At 71.6% G+C, this 25,894-nt stretch carries 26 protein-coding genes; 8 read left to right on the top strand and 18 right to left on the bottom strand.

Features of this window, described 5'->3' with window-relative positions:
* Positions 1-839, top strand: an 839-nt coding sequence (locus tag AB0E19_RS17210; protein WP_362180009.1) for an AAA family ATPase, incomplete at its 5' end; no start/stop codon positions are given.
* On the top strand, positions 836-1,672 hold the full coding sequence (locus tag AB0E19_RS17205) for an ABC transporter permease (protein WP_362180006.1): 837 nt from the start codon (positions 836-838) through the stop codon (positions 1,670-1,672). The genes AB0E19_RS17210 and AB0E19_RS17205, both read left to right, overlap by 4 nt.
* A 5-nt stretch (positions 1,673-1,677) precedes the next feature.
* Here the strand turns inward: AB0E19_RS17205 and AB0E19_RS17200 are convergent, their stop codons facing one another.
* A complete protein-coding gene (locus AB0E19_RS17200) occupies positions 1,678-2,004 on the bottom strand; it encodes an ATP/GTP-binding protein (protein ID WP_362180003.1) in 327 nt (108 codons plus the stop codon).
* A gap of 197 nt (positions 2,005-2,201) precedes the next feature.
* Here AB0E19_RS17200 and AB0E19_RS17195 point away from each other — a divergent pair, with 197 nt between their 5' ends.
* The gene (locus tag AB0E19_RS17195; RefSeq protein WP_362180000.1) at positions 2,202-3,236 is read left to right on the top strand and encodes an LLM class flavin-dependent oxidoreductase; all 1,035 of its coding nucleotides are present in this window, start codon (positions 2,202-2,204) and stop codon (positions 3,234-3,236) included.
* 128 nt (positions 3,237-3,364) lie between these two features.
* On the opposite strand, the gene AB0E19_RS17190 is transcribed toward AB0E19_RS17195, so the two are convergent.
* Positions 3,365-3,757 carry an SCO5389 family protein gene (locus tag AB0E19_RS17190; RefSeq protein ID WP_360602091.1) on the bottom strand — a complete coding sequence of 131 codons (393 nt, stop codon included), beginning with the start codon at positions 3,755-3,757 and terminating at the stop codon, positions 3,365-3,367.
* A gap of 227 nt (positions 3,758-3,984) precedes the next feature.
* Here AB0E19_RS17190 and nucS point away from each other — a divergent pair, with 227 nt between their 5' ends.
* The gene (gene nucS, locus AB0E19_RS17185) at positions 3,985-4,665 is read left to right on the top strand and encodes an endonuclease NucS (protein ID WP_362179996.1); all 681 of its coding nucleotides are present in this window, start codon (positions 3,985-3,987) and stop codon (positions 4,663-4,665) included.
* 68 nt (positions 4,666-4,733) lie between these two features.
* Here nucS and AB0E19_RS17180 read toward each other — a convergent pair whose 3' ends face one another.
* The 3 genes from AB0E19_RS17180 to AB0E19_RS17170 form a co-directional block, all read right to left on the bottom strand.
* Entirely contained in the window at positions 4,734-7,379 is a 2,646-nt protein-coding gene (locus AB0E19_RS17180) for an ATP-binding protein (RefSeq protein WP_362179993.1), read from the bottom strand.
* A 227-nt stretch (positions 7,380-7,606) separates the two neighbouring features.
* Positions 7,607-7,930, bottom strand: a complete 324-nt coding sequence (locus AB0E19_RS17175; RefSeq protein WP_169086744.1) for an STAS domain-containing protein — start codon at positions 7,928-7,930, stop codon at positions 7,607-7,609.
* A gap of 127 nt (positions 7,931-8,057) precedes the next feature.
* On the bottom strand, positions 8,058-8,906 hold the full coding sequence (locus tag AB0E19_RS17170; RefSeq protein ID WP_362179989.1) for a 3-hydroxyacyl-CoA dehydrogenase family protein: 849 nt from the start codon (positions 8,904-8,906) through the stop codon (positions 8,058-8,060).
* A 162-nt stretch (positions 8,907-9,068) separates the two neighbouring features.
* On the opposite strand from AB0E19_RS17170, the gene AB0E19_RS17165 reads away from it, so the two are divergent.
* Positions 9,069-9,641: a cob(I)yrinic acid a,c-diamide adenosyltransferase gene (locus tag AB0E19_RS17165; RefSeq protein WP_362179986.1), complete on the top strand. Its 573-nt coding sequence runs from the start codon at positions 9,069-9,071 to the stop codon at positions 9,639-9,641.
* Here AB0E19_RS17165 and AB0E19_RS17160 read toward each other — a convergent pair.
* Positions 9,638-10,318: a hypothetical protein gene (locus AB0E19_RS17160; RefSeq protein ID WP_362179983.1), complete on the bottom strand. Its 681-nt coding sequence runs from the start codon at positions 10,316-10,318 to the stop codon at positions 9,638-9,640. The two genes, AB0E19_RS17165 and AB0E19_RS17160, sit on opposite strands and share 4 nt — an antisense overlap.
* A 172-nt stretch (positions 10,319-10,490) precedes the next feature.
* On the opposite strand from AB0E19_RS17160, the gene AB0E19_RS17155 reads away from it, so the two are divergent.
* The 3 genes from AB0E19_RS17155 to AB0E19_RS17145 all read left to right on the top strand — a co-directional run bounded on the left by AB0E19_RS17155 (position 10,491) and on the right by AB0E19_RS17145 (position 14,328).
* Positions 10,491-11,717 carry a histidine kinase gene (locus tag AB0E19_RS17155; RefSeq protein WP_362179981.1) on the top strand — a complete coding sequence of 409 codons (1,227 nt, stop codon included), beginning with the start codon at positions 10,491-10,493 and terminating at the stop codon, positions 11,715-11,717.
* Positions 11,714-12,355: a response regulator transcription factor gene (locus tag AB0E19_RS17150; protein WP_362179978.1), complete on the top strand. Its 642-nt coding sequence runs from the start codon at positions 11,714-11,716 to the stop codon at positions 12,353-12,355. Before AB0E19_RS17155 ends, AB0E19_RS17150 begins: the two co-directional genes overlap by 4 nt.
* A 212-nt stretch (positions 12,356-12,567) precedes the next feature.
* Positions 12,568-14,328, top strand: coding sequence for a glycoside hydrolase family 18 chitinase (locus AB0E19_RS17145; protein ID WP_362180159.1), 1,761 nt, complete (start codon positions 12,568-12,570; stop codon positions 14,326-14,328).
* A gap of 71 nt (positions 14,329-14,399) precedes the next feature.
* On the opposite strand, the gene AB0E19_RS17140 is transcribed toward AB0E19_RS17145, so the two are convergent.
* The 12 genes from AB0E19_RS17140 to glyA all read right to left on the bottom strand — a co-directional run bounded on the left by AB0E19_RS17140 (position 14,400) and on the right by glyA (position 25,763).
* Positions 14,400-14,846: a DUF2550 domain-containing protein gene (locus tag AB0E19_RS17140; RefSeq protein ID WP_169087561.1), complete on the bottom strand. Its 447-nt coding sequence runs from the start codon at positions 14,844-14,846 to the stop codon at positions 14,400-14,402.
* Positions 14,847-14,992: 146 nt separating this feature from the next.
* The gene (locus AB0E19_RS17135) at positions 14,993-15,367 is read right to left on the bottom strand and encodes a F0F1 ATP synthase subunit epsilon (RefSeq protein ID WP_360602104.1); all 375 of its coding nucleotides are present in this window, start codon (positions 15,365-15,367) and stop codon (positions 14,993-14,995) included.
* Between the two features lie 114 nt (positions 15,368-15,481).
* A complete protein-coding gene (atpD, locus tag AB0E19_RS17130) occupies positions 15,482-16,924 on the bottom strand; it encodes a F0F1 ATP synthase subunit beta (RefSeq protein ID WP_030762231.1) in 1,443 nt (480 codons plus the stop codon).
* The gene (locus tag AB0E19_RS17125) at positions 16,924-17,841 is read right to left on the bottom strand and encodes a F0F1 ATP synthase subunit gamma (RefSeq protein WP_362179973.1); all 918 of its coding nucleotides are present in this window, start codon (positions 17,839-17,841) and stop codon (positions 16,924-16,926) included. Before AB0E19_RS17125 ends, atpD begins: the two co-directional genes overlap by 1 nt.
* Positions 17,842-17,861: 20 nt before the next feature.
* Complete coding sequence (gene atpA / locus AB0E19_RS17120) at positions 17,862-19,460, bottom strand: F0F1 ATP synthase subunit alpha (protein WP_030762238.1); 1,599 nt, start codon at positions 19,458-19,460, stop codon at positions 17,862-17,864.
* A gap of 137 nt (positions 19,461-19,597) precedes the next feature.
* Positions 19,598-20,413, bottom strand: a complete 816-nt coding sequence (locus AB0E19_RS17115; protein WP_362179969.1) for a F0F1 ATP synthase subunit delta — start codon at positions 20,411-20,413, stop codon at positions 19,598-19,600.
* Positions 20,410-20,955 (bottom strand): F0F1 ATP synthase subunit B, encoded by a 546-nt coding sequence (locus tag AB0E19_RS17110; protein ID WP_360602111.1) that lies wholly within the window; start codon positions 20,953-20,955, stop codon positions 20,410-20,412. Before AB0E19_RS17110 ends, AB0E19_RS17115 begins: the two co-directional genes overlap by 4 nt.
* A gap of 44 nt (positions 20,956-20,999) precedes the next feature.
* Positions 21,000-21,230, bottom strand: coding sequence for an ATP synthase F0 subunit C (atpE, locus tag AB0E19_RS17105; protein ID WP_006346597.1), 231 nt, complete (start codon positions 21,228-21,230; stop codon positions 21,000-21,002).
* A 90-nt stretch (positions 21,231-21,320) separates the two neighbouring features.
* On the bottom strand, positions 21,321-22,130 hold the full coding sequence (atpB, locus tag AB0E19_RS17100) for a F0F1 ATP synthase subunit A (protein ID WP_043219694.1): 810 nt from the start codon (positions 22,128-22,130) through the stop codon (positions 21,321-21,323).
* Between the two features lie 225 nt (positions 22,131-22,355).
* Positions 22,356-22,769 carry a hypothetical protein gene (locus tag AB0E19_RS17095; RefSeq protein WP_362179964.1) on the bottom strand — a complete coding sequence of 138 codons (414 nt, stop codon included), beginning with the start codon at positions 22,767-22,769 and terminating at the stop codon, positions 22,356-22,358.
* A gap of 295 nt (positions 22,770-23,064) precedes the next feature.
* Complete coding sequence (locus AB0E19_RS17090) at positions 23,065-24,372, bottom strand: MraY family glycosyltransferase (RefSeq protein WP_362179961.1); 1,308 nt, start codon at positions 24,370-24,372, stop codon at positions 23,065-23,067.
* Between the two features lie 119 nt (positions 24,373-24,491).
* A complete protein-coding gene (gene glyA, locus AB0E19_RS17085; RefSeq protein ID WP_362179958.1) occupies positions 24,492-25,763 on the bottom strand; it encodes a serine hydroxymethyltransferase in 1,272 nt (423 codons plus the stop codon).
* Positions 25,764-25,894: the final 131 nt, after the last annotated feature.

Raw genomic sequence — 25,894 nt, 5'->3', positions numbered from 1 at the left:
GGGTGGACGAGGTGCTGGGCGTGGTGGGCCTCCAGGAGGTGGCGAAGCGGCGCTCCAAGGGCTTCTCGCTCGGCATGGGCCAGCGGCTCGGCATCGCGGCGGCGCTCCTCGGCGACCCGCAGGTGCTGCTCTTCGACGAGCCGGTCAACGGCCTCGACCCGGAGGGCATCCTCTGGGTGCGGAACCTGATGAAGAAGCTGGCCTCCGAGGGCCGCACGGTCTTCGTCTCCAGCCACCTGATGAGCGAGATGGCGCTCACGGCGGACCATCTCATCGTGATCGGCCGGGGGCAGCTGCTCTCCGACATGCCGGTGAAGCAGTTCATCTCGGCGAACTCGGCGGACTTCGCCCGGATCCGCACCCCGGAGGGCGAGCCCGCGCTGCGGGACAAGCTGTCGGGCGTGCTGGTCGAGGCCGGCGGCCAGGTGCTGTCCGAGCCGGACGGGGCGCTGCGGGTCACCGGCCTGCCGCTGCCGAGGATCAGCGACCTGGCGCACGGGGCGGACGTACGGCTCTGGGAGCTGTCCCCGCACCAGGCCTCCCTGGAGGAGGCGTACATGCGCCTCACGCAGGGCGCGGTCGACTACCGGTCGACCGACGACAAGCTCGCCCACCTCCAGGCCCCGCCGCAGCCCGGGCAGCCGGGGTACGGGACGCCGCCGGGTCCGCCGGTCCCGGCGGACGTGCCGCAGCAGGGCTGGTACGCCCCGCCGCCGCCCGGACAGAACCCGTACGCCGCCCCGCAGGCCCCGGCGGCCCCGCCGCAGGCCGCCCCGCCGCAGGCCGCCCCGCAGCCGAGCCTCCAGAAGCCGAGCGACACCACCGAGGACGCCCGATGACCGCCCCCACGCCGATGCCGACGCCCGCCCCGCCGTACGGCTACGTCTCCCCCATCCCGGTCCGCCGGGCGCACCTCGGGGACGCGCTCGCCTCGGAGTGGACGAAGATCCGCTCGGTGCGGTCGACGGTGTGGACGCTGGGCACGATGGTCCTGCTGATGCTGGCGATCGGCCTGGGCGTGGCCGCGATCGCCGCCACCGAGGGCGGGAACATGGGCGAGGAGTCGGCGCTGCCGCTGGGCTTCTTCGGGATGCTGCCGGCCTCGATCTGCGTGATCACGCTGGGCGTGCTGACGATCTCGTCCGAGTACGGCACGGGCATGATCCGCACGACGCTGACGGCGTGCCCGAGCCGGTCCCGGGTGCTCGCGGCGAAGGCGATCGTCTTCTTCCTGCTGGTCTTCACGGTGACCCTGGTGGTGGCCTTCGGGGTGGCGACCGCGCAGGTGGCGATGGTGGACGCGGCGGAGCCGACGGGCGCCGAGTGGGCGCGGGCCACGGTCGGCGCGGCCGGCTTCATGGCGCTGCTCGGTCTGCTGTCGATGGCGGTCGGGGCGCTGGTGCGGCACTCGGCCGGCGCGATCACGGTGATGATCGGTGTGCTGCTGCTGCCGCTGGTGGCGGCGCTCTTCATGTTCGCGCCGGCGCTGAAGGGGCTCCAGGAGGCGCTCTTCACCTACTCGGTGCCCTCGCAGCTGATCTCGCTGTACAGCGCGCGGCCGCCGTTCGGGGACACCGGCCCGGCGGGCTGGGAGACGCTCCTGATCCTGGCCGGGGCCACCGCCGTGGGGCTGGGCGGCGCGTTCGCCCTCCTGAACAAGCGGGACGTCTGAGCAGGCTAGTACTTCGGCGCGTTGCGGGACCGCTGCACCCGGGTGGTGCGGCGGTCCTTCGCGTTCCAGCAGGCCTTGTGCCAGTGGCGGCGGTCGTCGACGCCGCCGTACTCGGGCCAGGCGACGACGTGCGGGGCGCCGCCCGGGATCTCCTGGTCGCAGCCGGGGCAGCGGTAGCGCTTGCCCGGGGAGCTGGCGCCGGCGACGAGGCGGACGTACCACTCCTCGCCCTGCCAGGTCTCCGTGCGCTGTGAGCCGCCGTACCGGTCGTCGCGGTCGTCCGGCGCCTCGGGCTTCGCGCCGCGGCGGGAGCGGTGGTGACGCGGGGACACAGCACACCTCACGGGGTCGGGAACACGGACCGTTCCCTCCAGCGTACGGGCCGCGACGGGGTGTGCGGGGGCCCGGTCCCGGCGTCCGGACCGAAAATCGCAAGAACTTCACGCCAGGCCGTTGCCTTTGGCACGTGTCAGACGTTGATGCCGGTACGAGGGTCAGTGACGCACCGGCCGCGAGGAGGCGGAAGACGATGAGGGTGGGAACGTTCGTTCTGGCGGCTCAGTTTCCGGGCCAGGGCCAGGGAGAGGCGCTGCACCGGGCGGTGCGGACCGCCGAGGTGACCGAGGAGGCGGGCCTGGACTCGGTCTGGCTCGCCGAGCACCACTTCGTGCCGTACGGCGTCTGCCCCTCGGCGGTGACGCTGGCGGCGCTGCTCCTGGGCCGCACCCGGCGGCTGCGGGTGGGCACGGCGGTGAGCGTGCTGCCGTCCGTCCACCCGGTCGCCCTCGGCGAGCAGGCGGCGCTGCTGCACATCGCCTCCGGCGGCAGGTTCACCCTCGGGGTCGGGCGCGGCGGGCCGTGGGTGGACCTGGAGGTGTTCGGCGCGGGCCTGGAGGCGTACGAGCACGGCTTCCCCGAGGCCCTCGACCTGCTCCTGCGCTGGCTGGCCGAGCCCCGGGTGGGCGCCGCGGGCGAGCGGTTCTCCTTCCGCGAGGTGGCGGTGGTGCCGCGGGCCGACGAGCTGATCGGCGGCGAGGCCGCGCCGGAGGTGATCGTGGCCTGCACCTCGCCGAAGAGCGTGCGGCTGGCCGCCGAGCGCGGGCTGCCGATGCTGCTCGGGATGCACTGCGGCGACGAGGAGAAGGCGGAGGCGGTCGCGGCCTGGGCCCGCTGGGCGCGGGAGGCCGGGCGGGATCCCGACGAGGTCGCGCGGATCGGCGCCGGTCATGTCTCCGCGGGCGTGGCACAGCTCGCGGACCGGACCGGGGACGCGGTGGAGACCCTGGTGAAGGCGATGCCGGGCTGGCTGAAGCAGGGCCTGGACGCGCATGTGACGGTGGACGGCCGGCACCGGGCGATGCGCGACCCGGTGGCGTACACCGAGCTGCTCTGCTCGCTGCACCCGGTCGGCACCCCCGCGCTCGCGGCGGACCGGCTCGCGGCGACCGCCGAGCGCACGGGCATCACCCGCTTCGCGCTGCTCGCCGAGGGCTCCGGCGACCTCGCGGCGACCGAGGAGAACCTGCGGCGACTCGGCGCCGAGGTCCTCCCCCGGCTGAGCTGAGGGCCGGGACCCGCCGCCGCCCCGGCGTCCCCGCGGGACGATGCGTGTCGGCACGCACCGATCGCGGCTTCCGCGACGCGGAGCGGCGGCGTTCGAGTCCCGGCCGAGCCCGGTGACGACGGCCGGGCTCAGCAGTCGCGGAGCTCGGGCGACTGGTTGAGCAGCTGGGCCCGTACCGAGGTGAAGCGGGCGAGCCGGTCGTCCACCGCCGGGTCCAGCGGGAAGACCGCCACGCGGTGGCAGTTCTGGAAGGCCAGACGCACTCCGAAGTGGCGCTGGAGCGCACCGCGGATCGCGTCGCTCGCCAGCGCGCGCAGCAGCTGACCACGTGCCTGCTCGTTCGGCGGCGGCGTCTGGTTGTCGGCGAACTCGCCGCCTTCCACCTCCAGCTGGGCCACCAGAGAACTGATCATCTCCCACGCGAAGGGCAGGGAGGTCCGGACGCAGTCGACGAAGGCGGCTTCGTCGACCTCGCCTCGCTCGGCCTGTTCCAACAGGTCCGGTGAGACGTCGAGCGACATGGGTTCTCCTCTCGCGACCCCGCGGACGGGGTCTGTGCGGGCAGGGCCGAAGGCCGACGTACGCCACGCAGCGTGCACGGACGACGACCTCCAGCTTCCACGGTAAGCGCGTGGTGCTGCCCGCACCAGGAGAATGGGCACACAACAGGCCGATAACCGACGGGTGTTCGGCTCATGCCGATGCCCGAATCGCGTAGAAGGGCGCTCCTCTTGTAGCGTTGCCGACCATGCGTCTCGTCATTGCCCGTTGCTCCGTGGACTACGCGGGCCGGCTCACGGCCCACCTGCCCTCCGCCCCCCGTCTGATCCTGATCAAGGCCGACGGCAGCGTCTCGATCCACGCGGACGACCGGGCGTACAAACCGCTCAACTGGATGTCCCCGCCGTGCACACTGAAGGAAGGCTCCGACGGTCCTGACGGTGAGGCCGGCATCTGGACCGTGATCAACAAAGCGGGCGAGAAACTGATCATCACGATGGAGGAGATCCTCCACGACTCGTCCCACGAACTGGGTGTGGACCCGGGTCTCATCAAGGACGGCGTCGAGGCGCACCTCCAGGAGCTGCTCGCCGACCGCATCGAGACGCTGGGCGAGGGGTGGACGCTGATCCGCCGCGAGTACCCGACGGCGATCGGCCCCGTCGACATCCTCTGCCGGGACGCGGACGGCGCGACGGTCGCGGTCGAGATCAAGCGGCGCGGCGAGATCGACGGCGTCGAGCAGCTGACCCGCTATCTGGAGCTGCTCAACCGCGACCCGCACCTCGCCCCGGTGAAGGGCGTCTTCGCGGCGCAGGAGATCAAGCCGCAGGCGCGGGTCCTGGCGACGGACCGCGGGATCGGCTGCGTGGTGCTCGACTACGACGCCCTGCGTGGCATCGAGGACGACAAGCTGCGGCTGTTCTAGCCGGTACGGCGAAGGGGACGGTCCCGGGCGCGCGGAGCGCCCGGGGCCGTCCCCTTTTCCGCGTGGCCTCAGCCCTCGGCGGGCGGCTCGGAGGCGCTGCTGGAGCCGGCGGCCTCGCTGGTGGTGGCCGTGCCGGTCGGCTCGGGCTCCGTGGTCGGCGGCTCGGTGGTCGGCGGCGGCGTCGTCGTGGCCGTCGGCGACGCCGGCGGCTCGGACGTGGTCGTCGGGGGCGTGGCCGGTCTCGTCGTGGTCCGGGTCGGCACGGGGCGCGTGCTCGTCGTGCCTCCCGGTGTCGTCGCCGGCGCGCTCGTCGTCCCCGGGGCGCTCGTCGTCGACGGGTCCGGCGCGCCGGAGGAGGCGGTCGACGGGGAGCCGGTCGCCGAGGGGCCGGTACCGGTCGACGAGGGGGTCGCCCCGGAGGTGGTGGGGCCGGGCGAGCCGGAGGCGGTCGGCGTCCCGGTCGCGGCCGGGTCGCCGCCGGGCTCCGCGTCGGAGGGGGCGCCGTCGCCGGTGTCCGGCAGTTCGGCGCCGCCGGGGTCGGCGGTGCTGTCGGTGCTGACGGTGCCGGAGGTGGGGGTGTCGTCGTTGCCGGAGGTGGCGCCGAGGGTGACGACCGTGCCGAGGACGGCGACGAGGAGCGCTCCGGCGCCGACGGCGGCGAGGTTGCGCCGGGTCCCGTCGAGGACGACCGCCTTGAGCCCCTTGCGCGCGGGCTCGGCCGGGGCGGCGGGGCGGGCGACGACCGTGGGGCCCTTGTCGGCGAAGTCCGCGTAGTCGGGGAAGGCCGGGAAGGCGGGCGGGGTGACGGCCGCGGTCGTGGCGACCGGCGGGATCGCCTCGGTCGGCGGCTCGGCGGGCGTCCGCGGGACCGGTGCCGTGGTGCGTACGGCGGGCAGGCCGCGGGCCGGCGAGTCGGTACGGGACGGCAGGACGGCCGTGGCGGGCTCCCGCTCGCGGCCGAGGTCGGCGACGAGGGCGAGGGCCCGGCGGCCGGCGACGGTGCCGCGCTTGTCGGCGAGGGCGCCGCGCAGCCCGATGGAGGCCTCCAGCTCGGCGCGGGCGCGGGCGAGGTTGCCGCCGCAGATCGCGAGGATGCCGAGCTCGTGGTGGAAGTACGCCTCCTCGGCGACGTCCCCGGCGAGCCGGGCGGCCTCCTGGCCGGAGCGCAGGGCGCGCTCCCAGGCGCCCCAGTGGAGGCCCGCGGCGAAGGCGGGGGCGGCGGCGCGGGCGAGGGCGACGGCGGCGGCGCGCCGCTCGGCGGCCTCCTCGGTCCCGGCGGAGCCGTCCCCGACGAGGCCGGCGAGCGCGGCGAGCAGGGCGTCGGACTCGGCGGCGGCCCGCTCGGGGCCCACCGAGGGGTGACCGGCCCACCAGGCGTAGTGCTGGGCGGCGGCGTGGACGCGGTCGGCGGTGTCGTGGCCGTAGCCGTGGGCGAGGAGCTGGGTGAGGACGCCGCCGGCGAGCCGGTGCCGGGTGCCGGCGGGGCTGAGGAGCCCGCAGGCGCGCAGCTCGCCGAGGGCGGCGTCGGCGTGGGTGTCGCCGACGAGCGCCGGGAGGTGGGCGTGGTGCGGGAGCTCGCCGCCGAGGGCGACGGCGAAGCGGAGGGTGGTCTGGGCGGAGCGGCTGAGCCGGGAGGCGAGCAGCGCGGCGGGGGCGGCGCCCTCGCCGAGGCTGGGCAGCGGCACCTCGTGGAGCTCGACGTCGGGGTTCTCGTACGGGTCGGGCGCGGTGCCGGCGGGGCCCGCGCCGGGGGCCGTACCGGACGGGCCGAAGGCCTCCTCCAGGGCGCCGAAGGCGTCGAACTCCGCGGGGGTGACGCGCAGCCGGTCGCGCTGTCTGAGCAGGGCGCCGGCCTGGACGAAGCGGAGCGGGAGTCCCTCGGACTCGAACCAGAGGTCGCCGGCCCAGTTGGCCTCCTCCTCGGTGAGGCGGCGGCCGACGGCGGCCTCCAGGAGGGCGAGGGAGGCGGCGCGGCCGAGGCCGGGCAGGGCGACCTCCTCGATCCGCGCCTCGGCCGAGGCGGCGGGGACGCCGGGGGCGGCGGCGAGGAGGAAGGCGCATTCGGGGGCGGCGGCGAGGAACTCGTCGAGGGCGGCGCCGCCGAACTCCAGGTCGTCGACGACGACGACGGCGCCGACGGTGGCGAGGTCGCCGCGCAGGCCGTCGCGGTCGGGCCGGTGGCCGGGGGCGTGCAGGACGGCGGTGCGCAGCTCGTGGAGGAGTTCGCCGCCGGTGCGGTGGCGGCCGGAGAGGCGGACGACGCCGTCGGGGGCGAGGTCCGCGCAGTCGGCGGCGACGACGTCGAGGAGGGCGGTGCGGCCGGCGCCGTCGGGGCCGGTGAGGCGGGCGGAGCGGCCGCGGGTCAGGGTCTCGGTGAGCCGGGCGCGCTGCTCGTCGCGTTCGAGGAGGGGCAGTTCCGGGGCGGCGGGGCCGGGCGGCACGGGCGCGGCGGCGGCGCGGTCGGCCTCGGCGCGCTCCTCGGGGGTGCGGCGGCGGGCCTGCGGGGGCGTCTCGCCGGGTGGGCAGGGCTCGATCTCGCTGCCGTCGACGGGGTTGACGGTGAGGAGCAGCCCTCCGGAGACGATCCGGGTGACGCGGGCGCGGGCGGGCGCCGCGGCGGTGCGGTCGGGCAGGGCGGCGGGCTGGGCGGGGCGGGCGTCCTCGGCCGCGGTGTCGTGACCGGACTCGTCCGGCCCCCGGTGTATCGGGTCCATGGTCAAAGCCCCCAAGAGCGGTGGTGCGGAGCCCGCCGGGTGGGTCCGTCGTCGGGTGCGGGCGACCGAACCCTAGACGGTCGCCGGGCACCCGGGAACAGCCGGGGTGCCGTGGAGACCAAGACGTCACGGTCTTGTGAGGATTGAGCGTGACGCCTGGTTCGCACAGGGGCTTCACAGACGGCGGGGGCCGCGTTCACCCCCGGGGCCGTCCGCGCCCCGTCCGTTCAGACCCGGGGCAGGGACTCCACGACGAGGCCGCCCTCGATGGCGAGGATGCGGTGGAGGCGGGTGGCGACGAGGAGCCGCTGCATCTGCGGCGGCACCCCGCGCAGGACGAGCCGGCGGCCGCAGCGGCCGGCCCGTCGGTGGGCGCCCATGATGACGCCGAGGCCGGTGGCGTCCCAGGAGTCGAGTCCGGTCAGGTCCAGCACGAGGTCGCCGACTCCGTCGTCGACGGCCGTGTGCAGGACCGTACGGGCGTCCGCCGCGCTCCGGACGTCGAGGCGGCCCCCGACGACCAGCTCGGCATGGTCGCCCCTGATGTGCATAGTCGCTCCCCGGGAATGCTCCGTCTTCGCAAACAACTGACTGCCGCCTCGGCAGATACGTTGCGCCTTGTCGTCGAACCGACACCTGAATTCACTCCATGGAGTGAGGCCCTGTGGCGGGTTCGACTCAGTACCTGTAGAAGCCCTGCCCGCTCTTGCGGCCGATGTCACCCGCGTCCACCATCCGGCGCATCAGCTCCGGCGGCGCGAACTTCTCGTCCTGGGACTCGGTGTAGATGTTGCTCGTGGCGTTGACCAGGATGTCGACGCCGGTCAGGTCGGCGGTGGCGAGCGGGCCCATCGCGTGGCCGAAGCCCAGCTTGCAGGCGATGTCGATGTCCTCGGCGGTGGCGACGCCCGACTCGTACAGCTTGGCGGCCTCGACGACGAGGGCGGAGATCAGGCGGGTGGTGACGAAGCCGGCGACGTCGCGGTTGACGACGATGCAGGTCTTGCCGACCGACTCGGCGAAGGAGCGGGCGGCGGCGAGGGTCTCGTCGCTGGTCTTGTAGCCGCGGACGAGCTCGACGAGCTGCATCATCGGGACCGGCGAGAAGAAGTGCACGCCGACGACGGCCTCGGGGCGCTCCGTCACCGCGGCGATCTTGGTGATCGGGATGGCGGAGGTGTTGGAGGCGAGGACCGCGCCGTCCTTGGCGATCTTGTCGAGGGAGCGGAAGATCTCGTGCTTGACCTCGATCTTCTCGAAGACGGCCTCGACGACGATGTCGGCGTCGGCGACCGCGTCCAGCTCGGTGGTGGCGGTGATGCGGCCGAGGGCGGCCTCCGCGTCGGCGGCGTCGAGCCGGCCCTTCGCGACGAACTTCTCGTACGAGGCCTTGATGCCGTCGGTGCCGCGGGTCAGCGCGGCGTCGGTGACGTCCCGCAGCACCACGTCCCAGCCGGCCTGCGCGGAGACCTGAGCGATGCCGGATCCCATGAGTCCGGCCCCGATGACGGCGAGCTTCCCAGCCACGAATTCCACCCCTCTACACCTGTTCACTTCTGGCTCTCTCCGGCGGAGATTAGCGGGCCGGGAGCGCCATGTGACCGCGAAGTAATGCGCGTCACGCTCTCTTTGACGGACGTCACACTCGCGACAGGTGCGGCGGGCGGGGGCGTCACTAGGCTGGGGTCCATGGTCAATCTGACGCGCATCTACACCCGCACCGGCGACCAGGGCACGACGGCCCTGGGCGACATGAGCCGCACGGCCAAGACCGACCTCAGGATCGCGGCCTACGCGGACGCCAACGAGGCCAACGCCGTCATCGGCACGGCGCTCGCCCTCGGGCATCTGGAGGAGGAGGTCGTCACGGTCCTCACCCGCGTCCAGAACGACCTCTTCGACGTCGGCGCCGACCTCGCCACGCCCGTCGTCGAGAACCCCGCGTACCCGCCGCTGCGGGTGGAGCAGTACTACGTGGACAAGCTGGAGGCGGACTGCGACCGCTTCCTGGAGGAGCTGGAGAAGCTGCGCTCCTTCATCCTGCCCGGCGGCACACCCGGCGCGGCACTGCTGCACCAGGCGTGCACGGTGGTCCGCCGGGCCGAGCGCTCGACGTGGGCGGCCCTGGAGGTCCACGGCGAGACGATGAACCCGCTGACGGCGACGTACCTCAACCGCCTGTCCGACCTGCTCTTCATCCTGGCCCGGGTGGCCAACAAGGAGGTCGGGGACGTGCTCTGGGTCCCGGGAGGGGAGCGCTAGGAAGTCCGGCCCGCGGACCCCTGCCGGGGGTCCGGGCGTTCTCCCCCGGGAGACACGGCGTCCTCGCGCGCGCGGCCGGCCGGGAGGCCGGGGACGTGCTCCGGGTCCCGGGCGGGGAGCGCCGGGGCCTTCTCCGACGCGCCCTCCGGGTCCTTCTTCGGCCAGACCGAGTAGCTGAGGGCGATCAGGCCGTGGATGCCGACGGCGCGCCAGACGCCGGCGATCGAGGCCTCCAGCTTCGACGTGTCGCCGGCGTCGCCGACGTACCAGACCGCGGCGAGGAGCAGCGCGGAGGCGACGGAGCCGGCGACCAGCGAGCCGAGCCAGATCGCGCCCTCGTGGCGGGCGCGGGCCATGCCGTAGCGGGGCGGCTTCGCGGGCGGCGGGGCACCGCCGAAGCGGTGGGCGGCGTGGCCGTCGAGCCACTTCACGGTGCGGTGCCCGTGCCCGACGGTGTAACCGATGTAGATCGCGGCGAGCCCGTGCCGCCAGCTGGGCTCCGCGCCGTTCTTCAGGTCGATCGCGGAGACGACCAGGAGCAGGATCTCCAGGAGCGGCTCGCACAGCAGCAGCCCCGCGCCCAGCCTCGGCATGCGCAGCAGGTAGCGGGCGCCGAGCCCGGCGGCCAGCAGGACCCAGAACCCCACCTCGCAGACGACGATCATCGTGACGATCACGAGTTTCCCCTTTCCTTCCCCCGTCGGGTCCTTCCCAGCGTCCCGTCCGGGAGGGCCCGCTTCGTCGTCGCGGGTGACGAAACCCGCCTACATCCTTCGACGGAGGCGCGGGCGCGCGCGGATCGGCCCGGACGTCGACGTCAGGGGGCCGAAGGGCGTGTTGGATGGGTACGTGCCCCTTCCCCGCCCGCTCCGGCCCCGCCGGGCCTTCCCCCGCCCGCACCGCCATGACGTGCTCATCGCCGCCGCCGGCCTCTCCGTCGGCGTGCTGCTGTGGTCGTACGGGCTGTACACCACCGGCGACCGCGTCTTCGACCAGCGCTGGGCGGCGCTCGTCCCGCTGACGGCGATGGCCGTGGCGGAGGCGCTGCGCAGGGCGGCCCCGCAGACCGCGCTGCTCCTGGGCACCGTGGCCATCGTGGCCGACCAGTTCACCAACGGGAACCTGGCCACCGTCCTGATGTTCACGGACGTCGTCTACGCGGCGGTCGTCTACGGCACCCCGGCGCAGGCCCGCCGCATCCCGTACACGACGGCGCTGGTCACCGTCGCGACCACGGTGGCGTTCCTGGTGTGGTGGCAGAACGCGATCGCGCTGCTCGTCGGCGTCATCACCGGCATGATCTCCTTCCTGCCGGCCGTCACCGGCTCGATCGTGCGCAACCACCGGGAGGCCGCGGAGGCCGCCCGGCTGCGCGCCGAACAGACCGCGCTGCTCGCCGAGATGGACCGGGCGCAGGCGGTGGCGGCGGAACGGGCGCGGATGGCACGGGAGTTGCACGACGTGGTGGCCAACCACCTCTCGGCGATCGCGATCCACTCGACGGCGGCGCTCTCCCTCGACGACCCCGGCACCACCCGGCAGGCGCTGACGGTGATCCGGGAGAACAGCGTGGCGGGGCTCGCGGAGATGCGGCGGCTGATCGGGCTGCTCCGGGACAGCGGCGCGGAGACCGAGCCGGCCGCGACCGCCTCCCTCGCGGGCCTCGACGCCCTGGTGGCGCAGGCGGGGACCAACGGCGCGGCGAGTGGACTGCGTTTCGTCCTGGAGGACGCCCGGCGGGACGGTCCCGGCCTGCCGGCGCCGGTGGAGCTGGCCGCGTACAGGATCGTGCAGGAGGCGCTGACGAACGCGCTCAAGCACGCGGCGCCCGGCGAGGTGCGGGTGGCGCTCGCCCGGGCGGACGGGGCGCTGCGGGTGACGGTGACGAGCCCGTACGGGGACCGGCCGGGGCCGCGCGCGCCGGGTTCGGGGGCGGGGCTCGTGGGGATGCGGGAGCGGGTGGCGCTGCTCGACGGGTCCCTGGAGGCCGGTCCGGTGGCGGGGCACGAGGGTGCCGAGGTGTGGCGGGTGCGGGCGGAACTGCCCGTGGGAGCGGGCGAGGAGGAGCGGGCATGACGGTGCGGGTGGTGGTGGCCGAGGACCAGAGCGCGGTACGGGCCGGGCTCGTGCTGATCCTGGGCAGCGCGCCGGACATCGAGGTGGTCGGGGAGGCGGAGGACGGCGAGCGGGCGGTGGAGCTGGCCCGGGAGCTGCGCCCCGACCTGGTGCTGATGGACGTGCAGATGCCCCGGATGGACGGGGTGACGGCGACCCGGCAGGTGGTGGCCGAGGGCCTCGCGGACGTCCTGGTGCTGACCACCTTCGACCTCGACGAGTACGTCTTCGGGGCGCTGCGCGCGGGGGCGTCGGGCTTCCTGCTGAAGAACGCGGACGCGCGGGAGCTGATCGAGGCGGTGCGGACGGTGGCGCGGGGCGAGGGGCTGATCGCGCCGGCGGTGACCCGGCGGCTGATCGCGGAGTTCGCCTCCCCGGCCCCGCCGGTACGGCAGGACCCCGCCGTCCTCGACGGGCTGACCCCCCGGGAGCGGGAGGTGCTCGCGGCGCTGGGGGCGGGCCTGTCGAACGCGGAGGTCGCGGTACGCCTCGACATGGCGGAGGCGACGGTGAAGACGCACGTCAGCAAGGTGCTGGGGAAGCTGGGGCTGCGGAGCCGGGTCCAAGCAGCCGTCCTGGCGCGGGAGTTGGGACTCTGAGAGAACGGAAGCGACGTTGGTCTGGACCTCTTGACGATTGGTCCAGACCTTCCTACGCTCGCGGGGCGCGCGCAACTCTCCACGGACCACCCCCACCCCGAACGTCCGCTACTTGAGGAGCACCGTTGAGCACTCAAGCACCGACGCGCCGAAGAGGCCTCAAGGCGAAGGCGGCCGCAGGCCTCACCGCCCTGGCCCTCCCCCTCGCCGCGATGGTCGGCCTCGCCTCCCCCGCGGAGGCCGCCACCTCGGTCACCGCGACCTACACCAAGACCCAGGACTGGGGCACCGGCTTCGGCGCCAACTGGACCATCAAGAACACCGGCACCACCACCATCTCCTCCTGGAACCTGGAGTGGGACTACCCCTCCGGCACCCGGGTCACCTCCGCGTGGGACGCCACCGTCACCAACAGCGGCGACCACTGGACCGCCAAGAACGTCGGCTGGAACGGCACCCTGGCGCCCGGCGCCTCCGTCTCCTTCGGCTACAACGGCGCCGGCTCCGGCGCCCCCTCCGGCTGTAAGATCAACGGCGCCTCCTGCGACGGCACCCAGCAGCCCGGAGACAACCCGCCCTCGGCCCCCGGCACCCCGAGCGCCTCGGACGTCACCGACACCTCGGTGAAGCTCAGCTGGGGCGCGGCCACCGACGACAAGGGCGTCAAGAACTACGACGTCCTGCGCGACGGCGCCAAGGTCACCACCACGACGGCCCTGAACTACACCGACCAGGGGCTCAACCCCGGCACCGACTACAGCTACACCGTCGTCGCCCGCGACACCATCGACCAGACCGGCCCGTCCGCCGGCCCCGTCGCGGTCCGCACCACCGGCGGCGGCACCACTCCGCCGCCGCCGAACGCGGTCAAGCTGGGCTACTTCACCAACTGGGGCGTCTACGGCCGCAACTACCACGTGAAGAACATCGTGACCTCGGGCTCCGCGTCCAAGATCACCCACATCAACTACGCCTTCGGCAACGTGCAGGGCGGCAAGTGCACCATCGGTGACGCCTACGCCGACTACGACAAGGCCTACACCGCCGACCAGTCCGTCGACGGCGTCGCCGACACCTGGGACCAGCCGCTGCGCGGCAACTTCAACCAGCTGCGCAAGCTGAAGAAGGCCTACCCGAACATCAAGGTCCTCTGGTCCTTCGGCGGCTGGACCTGGTCCGGCGGCTTCGGCCAGGCCGTGCAGAACCCGACCGCCTTCGCGCAGTCCTGCTACGACCTGGTCGAGGACCCGCGCTGGGCCGACGTCTTCGACGGCATCGACCTGGACTGGGAGTACCCGAACGCCTGCGGTCTCACCTGTGACACCAGCGGCGCCGCGTCCTTCAAGAACATGATGCAGGCCATGCGCGCCAAGTTCGGCGCGAACAACCTGGTCACCGCGGCCGTCACGGCCGACGCCTCCGCCGGCGGCAAGATCGACGCCGCCGACTACGCGGGCGCCGCGCCGTACTACGACTGGCTGAACGTGATGACGTACGACTTCTTCGGCGCCTGGGAGGCCAAGGGCCCGACCGCCCCGCACTCCCCGCTGACCTCGTACGCCGGCATCCCGCAGGCGGGCTTCAACTCCGCCGAGGCGATCGCCAAGTTCAAGGCCAAGGGCGTCCCGGCCAAGAAGCTGCTGCTCGGCATCGGCTTCTACGGCCGCGGCTGGACCGGCGTCACCCAGTCCGCCCCCGGCGGCACGGCGACCGGCCCGGCTCAGGGCACCTACGAGCAGGGCATCGAGGACTACAAGGTCCTCAAGAACTCCTGCCCGTCCAACGGCACCGTCGCCGGCACCGCCTACGCCCACTGCGGCACCAACTGGTGGAGCTACGACACCCCCGCCACCGTCAACTCCAAGATGGGCTGGGCCAAGAACCAGGGCCTCGGCGGCGCGTTCTTCTGGGAGTTCAGCGGTGACACCACCAACGGCGAGCTGGTCTCCGCGATCAACGGCGGCCTGAGCTAACGGTCACCGGTACGACGAAGCGGGGGACGGTGCAGCACACCGTCCCCCGCTTCCGTACGCGCGAGGAAGTCCTACGCGACGTTCACCCTCTGCCCGGGAGGCGCCGCCTCCAGCCAGGCCATGAACCCCGTCCGGGCGTCCTCGCTCATCGCGAGTTCCAGCCGGACGCCGTTGTACATGCAGGGCTGGATCACGGAGTCCGACAGGAGCGCCAGCTCCTCCTCGCCCTCCGGCATCCGTCGCTCCAGGGCCACGATCGCCGAACGCTCCAGGAACCGGCGCGGCCGGGGCGCGTACGAGAAGACCCGGAACCAGGCGATCTCGTCACCGCTGTACCGGGCCACGCCGTACACCCAGCCCTTGCCGGACAGGTCCGGCTCCTCCGGGACGTCCCAGCGCAGCGAGCAGTCGAAGGTGCCGCCGGCACGCTGGATCAGCCGACGGCGCAAGCCGAAGACGAAGAGCCCGATCAACACCAGTGCGACGACCAGGCCGCACACGAGCAGCGCGAGGAACATCTTCACCGACCTCCTCGCCGCGTCCCGTGACCGGCGCCGCCGGCCTCACGAATACCACCTGCATCTGCATCGCCTCAGCCGCGGCACGGTCTGGAACATTCCAGCCGTGCCGCGGCTGAGGGCACTACTCTTCGGTCGCCGGTCCGCTAGCGGACCGATACCGCGCGCAGCCGGACCTCGGCGCGCCGCTCGGCGGCGGCGTCCTCCTCCGACTTGGCACGCTCCAGCGCGCGCTCGGCACGCTGGGCGTCGATCTCGTCCGCCAGCTCGGCGATCTCCGCGAGCAGCGACAGCTTGTCGTCGGCGAAGGAGATGAACCCGCCGTGGACGGCGGCCACGACGGTGGCGCCCTCACTCGTACGGATGGTCACCGGGCCCGACTCCAGCACACCGAGCAGCGGCTGGTGACCGGGCATGACGCCGATGTCGCCGGAGGTGGTACGCGCGATGACCAGGGTGGCCTCGCCGGACCAGACACTCCGGTCCGCGGCGACCAGCTCGACGTGCAGCTCAGCAGCCAAGGGTGGGCTCCTCGGTTCACCACCCGGCGGTGCTGCCGGGTGTTGGGATCAATTCTAAGGGGCGTGGAGAGGGGGGCGGGAACGGCTCCCGCCCCCCTCGGGCGAGCACGGGGCTCAGGAGACGCCGAGCTCCTTGGCGTTGTTCTTGAGGTCCTCAAGACCACCGCACATGAAGAACGCCTGCTCCGGGAAGTGGTCGAACTCGCCGTCGCAGATCGCGTTGAACGCGGCGATCGACTCGTCGAGCGGGACGTCCGAACCGTCCACACCGGTGAACTGCTTGGCGGCGTGGGTGTTCTGCGACAGGAAGCGCTCGACACGACGCGCACGGTGCACGACGAGCTTGTCCTCCTCGCTGAGCTCGTCGATACCGAGGATCGCGATGATGTCCTGGAGGTCCTTGTACTTCTGCAGGATGCCCTTGACGCGCATGGCGGCGTCGTAGTGGTCCTGCGCGATGTAGCGCGGGTCCAGGATCCGGGACGTGGAGTCCAGCGGGTCCACGGCCGGGTAGATGCCCTTCTCGGAGATCGGACGGGAGAGAACCGTCGTCGCGTCGAGGTGGGCGAAGGTGGTCGCCGGCGCCGGGTCGGTGAGGTCGTCGGCGGGGACGTAGATCGCCTGCATCGAGGTGATCGAGTGACCACGGGTCGAGGTGATGCGCTCCTGGAGGAGACCCATCTCGTCGGCCAGGTTCGGCTGGTAACCCACCGCGGAGGGCATACGGCCGAGCAGGGTCGACACCTCGGAACCGGCCTGGGTGAAGCGGAAGATGTTGTCGATGAAGAACAGCACGTCCTGCTTCTGCACATCGCGGAAGTACTCCGCCATGGTCAGACCGGCGAGGGCCACACGGAGACGGGTGCCCGGGGGCTCGTCCATCTGGCCGAAGACCAGGGCGGTCTTGTCCAGAACGCCGGACTCTTCCATTTCCGCGATGAGGTCGTTGCCCTCACGGGTGCGCTCGCCGACGCCGGCGAAGACGGAAACGCCCTCGTGCAGCTTGGCCACACGCATGATCATTTCCTGGATCAGAACGGTCTTGCCGACACCGGCGCCACCGAACAGACCGATCTTTCCACCCTTGACGTACGGGGTGAGAAGGTCGACGACCTTGAGGCCGGTCTCGAACATCTCGGTCTTCGACTCGAGGTCCGCGAACGCCGGGGCCTTGCGGTGGATGGACCAGCGCTCGCCGACCTCCGACTCCGCCTCGGGCTCGTTCAGGATCTGACCCAGCGTGTTGAACACGCGGCCCTTGGTGACGTCGCCGACGGGCACCGTGATGCCGTCGCCGGTGTCGACCACGGGGGCCTGGCGGACCAGACCGTCGGTGGGCTGCATCGAGATGGTGCGGACGACGCCGTCACCCAGGTGCTGCGCGACCTCGAGGGTCAGCGTCTTGAGCGCGCCCTCCTCGGCCGGGTCGGCGACCTGGACGTGCAGGGCGTTGTAGATCTCCGGCATCGCGTCGACGGGGAACTCCACGTCGACGACCGGGCCGATGACCCGGGCGACGCGGCCCGTGGCGGCGGCCGTCTCAACAGTGGTCGTCATTACTTGTCACTCCCCGCGGTCGCGTCGGCCAGGGCTGCGGTGCCACCGACGATCTCGCTGATTTCCTGGGTGATTTCGGCCTGTCGGGCCGCGTTGGCAAGTCGGGAGAGGTTGTTGATCAAGTCTCCCGCGTTGTCGGTCGCCGACTTCATCGCGCGCCGCGTCGCGGCGTGCTTCGACGCCGACGACTGGAGCAGCGCGTTGTAGATGCGGCTCTCGACGTAGCGCGGCAGAAGGGCGTCCAGGACGTCCTCCGCCGACGGCTCGAAGTCGTACAGCGGACGGAGCGTGTCCGACTCGCCGGCCTCCTTCGCCACCTCGTCGAGGCTGAGGGGCAGCAGCCGGGCCTCGACCGCCGTCTGCGTCATCATCGAGACGAACTCGGTGTAGACGATGTGGAGCTCGTCCACACCACCCTCGGCCGTTGCCTTCTCGATCGCCTCGATCAGCGGCTCGCCGACCTTCTTGGCGTCCGCGTACGACGGCTCGTCCGTGAAGCCGGCCCACGTGCCGGCCAGCTTGCGCTCACGGAAGTTGAAGTGCGCGATGCCACGGCGGCCGACGACGTACACGTCGGTCTCCTTGCCCTCGCCCTCAAGCCGCTTGATGAGCTGCTCCGCCGCCTTGATGGCGTTGGAGTTGAAGGCGCCGGCCAGACCGCGGTCGCTCGAGAGGAGCAGGACCGCGGCGCGGGTCGGGTTCTCGGCCTCGGTGGTCAGCGGGTGCTTGTCGTTGGCACCCGTGGCCACCGCGGTCACCGCGCGGGTGAGCTCGGTGGCGTACGGGGTCGAGGACTGCACCTTGCGCTGAGCCTTGACCACGCGCGAGGCGGCGATCATCTCCATCGCCTTGGTGATCTTCTTCGTCGCGGTGACGGATTTGATGCGACGCTTGTAGACCCGGAGCTGCGCTCCCATGAGTCAGGTCCCTTCCGTCGTCACTTCGAGACGTTGACGGCGGCAGGGGCGTCCTCGCCGAGCAGCTTGCCGTCAGAGGTCTCGAACTGCTTCTTGAACTCCGCGATGGCGTCGGCGACGGCCGTCAGGGTGTCGTCCGACATCTTCTTGCCCTCGCGGATGGAGGTCATGAGACCCGAGTGGTTCTGGCGGAGGTACGCCAGGAGCTCGGCCTCGAAGCGACGGATGTCGGCGACCGGGACGTCGTCCATCTTGCCGGTGGTACCGGCCCACACGGAGACGACCTGATTCTCGGTCGGCATCGGCTGGTACTGAGCCTGCTTGAGCAGCTCGACCATGCGCTGACCGCGCTCCAGCTGCGCCTTCGAGGCCGCGTCCAGGTCGGAACCGAAGGCCGCGAAGGCCTCCAGCTCACGGAACTGGGCGAGGTCCACGCGGAGGCGACCGGCGATCTGCTTCATGGCCGGGTGCTGGGCGGAGCCACCGACTCGGGAGACCGAGATACCGACGTTCAGGGCCGGACGCTGGCCGGCGTTGAACAGGTCGGACTCCAGGAAGCACTGGCCGTCGGTGATGGAGATGACGTTGGTCGGGATGAACGCCGAGACGTCGTTCGCCTTGGTCTCGACGATCGGCAGACCGGTCATCGAGCCGGCACCGAGCTCGTCCGAGAGCTTGGCGCAGCGCTCGAGGAGACGCGAGTGCAGGTAGAAGACGTCACCCGGGTAGGCCTCACGGCCCGGCGGGCGGCGCAGCAGCAGCGACACGGCGCGGTAGGCGTCGGCCTGCTTCGACAGGTCGTCGAAGATGATCAGGACGTGCTTGCCGTCGTACATCCAGTGCTGGCCGATGGCCGAGCCGGTGTACGGGGCGAGGTACTTGAAGCCGGCCGGGTCGGACGCGGGGGCGGCGACGATCGTCGTGTACTCGAGCGCACCGGCCTCCTCCAGGGCGCCGCGCACGGACGCGATGGTGGAGCCCTTCTGGCCGACGGCGACGTAGATGCAGCGGACCTGCTTGTTCACGTCGCCCGAGCGCCAGTTGTCGCGCTGGTTGATGATCGTGTCGACGGCCAGGGCGGTCTTGCCCGTCTGGCGGTCGCCGATGATCAGCTGACGCTGACCACGGCCGACCGGGGTCATGGCGTCGACGGCCTTGTAGCCGGTCTCCATCGGCTCGTGGACCGACTTACGGGCCATGACGCCCGGGGCCTGCAGCTCGAGGGCGCGGCGGCCCTCGGTCGCGATCTCGCCGAGACCGTCGATCGGGTTGCCGAGCGGGTCGACGACGCGACCCAGGTATCCCTCACCGACGCCGACGGAGAGGACCTCGCCGGTGCGCTGCACCGACTGCCCCTCCTCGATGCCGCTGAACTCACCGAGAACGATCGCACCGATCTCGCGCTCTTCGAGGTTCAGCGCGAGACCGAGGGTGCCGTCCTCGAACTTCAGCAGCTCGTTCGCCATGGCCGAGGGAAGACCCTCGACCTTCGCGATGCCGTCACCGGCCAGGCTGACCGTGCCGACCTCCTCGCGCGAGGCCGCGTCCGGCTGGTACGACTGGACGAAGGTCTCCAGTGCGTCCCGGATCTCCTCCGGCCGGATCGTGAGCTCCGCCATCTGGGTTCCCTGCTCTCCTTGTTGGGCCCGAAGTTTCTTAAGGGGTCTGGGGGCCGACCCCCAGGAATCTTCTGCAATCTCTGCACGGCCCAACCGGGCCGCTGTGATGCGTGTTGTGTTGCCGGCGGCCGAAGCCGTCAGCCGGCCAGCCGCCGCTTCGCCTCGCCGAGGCGCTCGGAGACCGTGCCGTCGATGACCTCGTCGCCGACCCGCACCGAGATCCCGCCGAGGACCGCGGGGTCCACGTCCAGGTTCAGGTGCATCTCGCGGCCGTACAGCTTCGCCAGTACGGCGCCGAGGCGCTGCTTCTGCTGGTCGGACAGCGGCACCGCCGAGGTGACGACGGCGACCATCCGGTTCCGGCGCGCCGCGGCGAGCTTGGACAGGGACTCGAGTCCCACCTCCAGGCTACGTCCCCGGGGCTGGGTCACCAGACGGACGACCAGGCGCTCGGTGGTGGCGTTGGCCTTGCCGCCGAGCAGCGTGCGCAGCAGCTCGCCCTTGGCGGCGGGCTTCGCGGTCTTGTCCGTCAGCGCCGAGCGGAGCTCGGTGCTGGAGGTCACGATCCGGCCGAAGCGGAACAGCTCGTCCTCGACGTCGTCGAGGGCTCCCGCCTTCTGCGCCGCGGTGAGGTCGGCGGTGTTCGCCAGCTCCTCGGCCGCGTCGACGAGGTCGCGGGAGCGCGACCAGCGGGACCGGACCATGCCGGACACCAGGTCGACGGTCTCGCCGCCCACCTGACCGGTCAGGAGTCGCTGCGCGAGCTCGGCCTTGGCCTCACCCGACTGCGCGGGGTCGGTAAGGACCCGGCGCAGCGACACCTCGCGGTCGAACAGGACGGTGACCGCGGCCAGCTCGTCCGCAAGCTTCGCAGCGTCGACCGAGGTGTTGTCGGTCAGCGCGTCGAGGGACTCGCGGGCGGCGGCCAGTGCCTCACGGCTCGCTCCGTTCATCGGACGGCCTCAGCCTTCTCCTCGAGCTCGTCGAGGAAGCGGTCGATCGTGCGGCTCTGGCGGGCGACGTCCTGGAGGGACTCACCGACCAGCTTGCCGGCCAGGTCAGTGGCGAGCTTGCCGACGTCCTGACGCAGGGAGGAGGAAGCGGCCTTGCGGTCGGCCTCGATCTGCGTGTGACCGGCGGCGATGATCTCCTCGCGCTGGCGCTGGCCCTCCGCCTTCATCTCCTGGATGATCGCGGTGCCCTGCTCCGTCGCCTCCTGGCGGAGACGCGCGGCCTCGTGGCGGGCCTCGGCAAGCTGTGCCTTGTACTGCTCCAGCACACTCTGAGCCTCGATCTGGGCCGACTCGGCCTTCTCGATGCCACCCTCGATGGCCTCGCGGCGCTCGACCAGAACCTTGTTGATGTTCGGGAGGAGCTTCTTGGCGAGGAAGCCGAAGACGATGACGAAGGCGATCAGGCCGATGACGAGCTCGTCAAGATGCGGGAGGAGGGGGGGCTGGGGCTCCCCCTCGGCCGCAAGAAGCAGAGCGTTCACATCAGTGCCTTCCGTGAAAATGTGGCTGTCGTCGAGAAGCAGGCTTAGTAGACGAAGCCCATGACGATGCCGATGAGGGCGAGCGCCTCACAGAAGGCGAAACCCATGATCTGGTTGGTGCGGATCAGGCCGGCCGCCTCGGGCTGGCGGGCGAGGGCCTGGGTGCCGTTACCGAAGATGATGCCGACGCCGACGCCGGGGCCGATCGCGGCGAGGCCGTAACCGATGGCGGCGACGTTGCCTTCGACAGCAGCAAGGGTCTGGAGAGCGGACATGCCGGTTCTTCCTTCTCTTTCAAGGACCCGGTGGGGGTTGGCCACCGGAGACTGCGGGGTGGGTGGTGGAGCTGGTCCGTGGCAGGGGGCTCAGTGGTGCTCGGAGAGCGCGCCCTGGACGTAGCTGCAGGCCAGGAGGACGAAGACGTACGCCTGGACGGCCTGGATGAAGAGCTCGAAGGCGGTCATCACGAGGACCATCACGAAGGACGTGCCGGCGTAGATCACGCCGATGCCGTTGAGCAGGTACCAGGAGGCCAGCGAGAACATCACGATCAGCAGGTGACCGGCGAACATGTTCGCGAACAGTCGGACCGCGTGCGTGAAGGGCCGGATGATCAGGTTCGAGAAGAACTCGAGGACGACGACCAGCGGGAGGATCGGGCCGAGGGACTTGTCCCAGCCGACGATGTTCTTCCAGCCGCCGACGAAGCCGTGCTTCTTGAAGGTCAGCGAGACCCAGAGCACGTACACGATCAGCGCGAGGGCCGCCGGGAAGGCGATCAGCGAGGTGACCGGGAACTGGGCCAGCGGGATGATCGACCAGAGGTTCATCATCCAGACGAGGAAGAACATCGAGACCATGAAGGGGACGTACTTCTCGCCGTCCTTCTTGCCGATGATCTCGTAGACGATGCCGCGGCGCACGAAGTCGTAACCGGCCTCGCCGATCATCTGCATCTTGCCGGGGACCAGCTTCGGCTTGCGGAAGGCCGCCCAGAAGAAACCGACCACCACGACCGAGCTCAGGACCGCGAGCAGCATGGGCTTGGTCAGCTCGAAGCTGCCCCACGTCGCGATCGGCTCGTAGATGAACGTGTGCAGGCCCGGAGCCGGGAAGCCACATCCGGTGAAGATGTGGCAATCCGGGTCGAAGGCAAGCGTCTGGTCAGCACTCACCGCGGGCTCCTTCAGCGTGGCGCATAGGTACGGCAACCTCGTTGTGTCGGCGCGGCGCGCAGCCGCGGGTCGGCACTGGACTGGTCTTACGGATAAGGGGGCGGCGGGTCGGCTTCGAGCCTCGCGCTGGGACAGGCGCCTCTTCGGATGCCCGCGCCCGCAATGCCGCAGTTGGCACCGGACGATAGCAGGAAGCCGAACGCGTCTTTATACCGGCCCTACCCCTCACGGCTTCGAACCCGTTTTCCCGGGCTCGACGTACGCGATCTTGGCCTTCATGTAGGCACGGGCCTGGGCCGCGACCCACACCACGGTCGTCGCGAGCACTGTGAAGGCGAAGGCCTTGAAGTCGAACACCGTGGTGCCCTTCAGCAAGGCCAGGAAGACGAAGAGAACCAGCAGCTGGGTCGTGTAGAGCAAGAACCCCATGGCCTGGAACAGCTGCGGAAGCTTCTTTGCCGTCCGCTGCAGCACCAGCATCCCGAGGCCCATGAAGAGGAGGACGACCAGGGTGCCGAGGGCGGCGCCGATCGCGCCCTTCCCGCCGGCGACGATGCCGCTGATCACCGTGGCGATGACGCCGACGGCGGCAGTGGGTACGACGGCCGAGAGAAGGAGGCGTGCGTCGCTGGAAGGCATGGCGGTGTCTCCGCTGTGATGGAGGGGGCGATGGTGTCGTCAGGGACGAGCGTAAGCCCGGTCCGAGGTGGGTCTCGGGGCCAACAGACCGTCGCACTACGGTCTTTCGGCACTGTCGCCGGGTCTCGTGAACGGTATCACAAACTATTTGAGTAGTTCTTTACACATGGGGTGTGCCAACTGTCACACATGAGGGCTACAACGCGCGATTGTGCGCGACAGCAGGGCACCTTGTCTGGTATTGGGCCCCACTGAGGCTTTCGTCGACCTCCGCTGACGCGGCGTCACCCCGGCGTCAACTCGGCGTTCCGGCCTTCCTCCGGTCGGAGAAGCGCGAACGGTGACCGATGGCCGTCGAGCCGTGCAGCCCGGCCGGGACCGGAACCCGCTCCTCCTCCGCCGCCTCGTGCTCCGGCTCCGGCTCCAGGGCCCGCTTCCGGCGCCGGTACCGCGGCGGGACGATGGCCTCCGCCCAGCGGGGGGTCCGCGGCGAGAAGCGCGGCAGCAGGAGCAGCACCAGACCGAGGGCGCTCAGCACGGTGATGGCGAGGACGATCCACATCGACGTCGAGTGGACCGAGTACGCGAGCGTGCCGAAGGCGATCAGCGCCGACCAGAAGTACATGATCAGCACGGCCCGGCTGTGCGAGTGGCCGATCTCCAGGAGCCGGTGGTGCAGGTGGCCGCGGTCGGCGGCGAAGGGCGACTGGCCCTTCCAGGTCCGCCGCACGATCGCCAGGACCAGGTCGGTCATCGGGATCGCGATGATGGTCAGCGGCAGGATCAGCGGGATGAAGACGGGCAGGGCCGCGTGGGTCGCCTGCCGGGTCGAGCCCTCGAAGATCTTCAGGGTGTCCGGGTCCACCTGGCCGGTGATCGAGATGGCGGAGGCGGCGAGGATCAGGCCGATCAGCATCGAGCCCGAGTCGCCCATGAAGATCCGCGCCGGGTGCATGTTGTGCGGCAGAAAGCCCAGGCACATGCCCATGAGGATCGCGGCGAAGAGGGTCGCGGGAGCGGCCGCCTCGATCGTGTAGCCGTACCAGAGGCGGTACGCGTACAGGAAGAAGGCGCCGGTGGCGATGCAGACCATGCCGGCGGCGAGACCGTCGAGGCCGTCGACGAAGTTGACCGCGTTGATGGTGAGGACGACCAGGGCGACCGTCAGGAGCGTGCCCTGCCACTGGGTCAGCGCGACCGTGCCGACGCCCGGGATCGGCAGCCACAGGATCGTCAGACCCTGCGCCACCATCACGCCGGCCGAGATCATCTGGGCGCCCAGCTTGATCAGCGCGTCCAGCTCGAACTTGTCGTCCAGGACGCCGATCAGCCAGATCAGGGCGGCGCCGGAGAGCAGCGCGCGGGGCTCGTTCGACTGGTCGAAGACGCTGTTGAGGTTCTGCAGGTGGTCGGCGACGAGCAGACCGGCGCACAGCCCGAAGAACATGGCGATGCCACCGAGCCGCGGAGTCGGTTCTCGGTGTACGTCGCGCGCACGGATCTCCGGCATCGCGCCGGTCGCGATGGCGAACTTCCGCACCGGACCGGTCAGCAGATAGGTCACCGCGGCCGTGACACAGAGCGTCAGCAGGTAATCACGCACGGGCTGTCCCCACAGGAATCGCTGGCCATCTCAGCCCCACACCCTAGCCGTGCCGTCCATGTGGTTGGAGACACCCCGGGCCCCGAAACGGTTGCGGACGCCCTTCGGTCGTCCGCCGCTCACCGTCCATACGGGGGAAAAGTGCTGGTCAGCTCTCGTACGTCCACGCGTACCCGAGCCGTTTCCTCCGGTTCGCCGCGCAGCGCCGCGGTGAACAGCGCGGCGATCCTGGCCATCTCCGGGGCGCCCATGCCCTGCGTGGTGACCGCGGCGGTGCCGAGCCGGATGCCGCGCCCGTCCCCGGCCGTGACGTATCCGGCTCCGCCGGAGGGCAGGGCGCAGGTGTCCAGGACCATCCCGGCGGCGGCGAGCCGGGCGCGGGCCGTACGGCCGTCGACGCCCAGCGGGGTGGGGTCGGCGGTGATGAGGTGGGTGTCGGTGCCGCCGGTGGTCAGCGCGAAGCCCTCGGCGGAGAGCGCGGCCGCGAGCACGCGCGCGTGCTCGACCACCCGATGGGCGTACGCGGTGAAGGCCGGAGTGGACGCCTCCCCCAGGGCGACCGCCTTCGCCGCGATGGTGTGCATCTGGGCGCCGCCCTGGGTGAACGGGAAGACCGCCCGGTCGATCCGCTCGGCCAGCTCCGCCGTGCACAGCACCATTCCGCCGCGCGGACCGCGCAGCACCTTGTGGGTGGTGGCGCAGACGACGTCGGCGTACGGGACGGGGTTCGGCGCCGCTCCCCCGGCGACGAGGCCGATGGGATGGGCGGCGTCGGCGATGAGGTACGCCCCGACCTCGTCGGCGACGGCCCGGAAGAGGGCGTAGTCGGGGTGGCGGGGGTAGGAGATCGAGCCGCAGACGATCGCCGTGGGGCGGTGGTGGCGGGCGAGGGCGGCGAGCTGCTCGTAGTCGATGAGCCCGGTCTCGGCGTCGACGCCGTACGGGACGAAGTCGAACCAGCGGCCGGAGAAGTTGGCGGGCGAACCGTGCGTGAGGTGCCCGCCCTGGTCCAGGCCCATGGCGAGGACCGTGTCACCGGGCCTCAGAAGGGCCGCGTACGCCGCCAGGACGGCCGCGGAGCCCGAGTGCGGCTGCAGGTTGGCATGATCGGCTCCGAAGAGCGCGGTGGCCCGCTCCACGGCGATCCGCTCGGCCTCGTCGACGTACTCGCAGCCGCCGTGGTACCGGGCCCCCGGATACCCCTCGGCGTACTTGTTCGCGAGCGTCGACCCCAGCGTCGCGAGGACCGCCGGCGAGGTGAAGTTCTCCGCCGCGATCAGCTGGAGCGTCTCCGCCTGCCGCCGCGCCTCCCCCGCCAGCACGTCGGCGATCTGCGGATCCTGCCGCCGCAGGACGTCGAGGACCTCTTCCGGGGGCGCACTGACCGACATGGCTGACTCCGAGCCTGGGGGACGTAGCACCAATGTAGGCGCGGCACCCCGAGCGCGCCCCCGGAGCGTCCCCCCTCCCGACGCGCCCCTCGCACCGCCCGGCCCCCGCGGGCCTCCCGGGCTTCGGGCCG

This window comes from Streptomyces sp. NPDC047974 (genome assembly GCF_040653375.1).
Taxonomy (GTDB): Bacteria; Actinomycetota; Actinomycetes; order Streptomycetales; family Streptomycetaceae; genus Streptomyces.
This window is presented reverse-complemented; position numbering and strand designations above follow the sequence as displayed.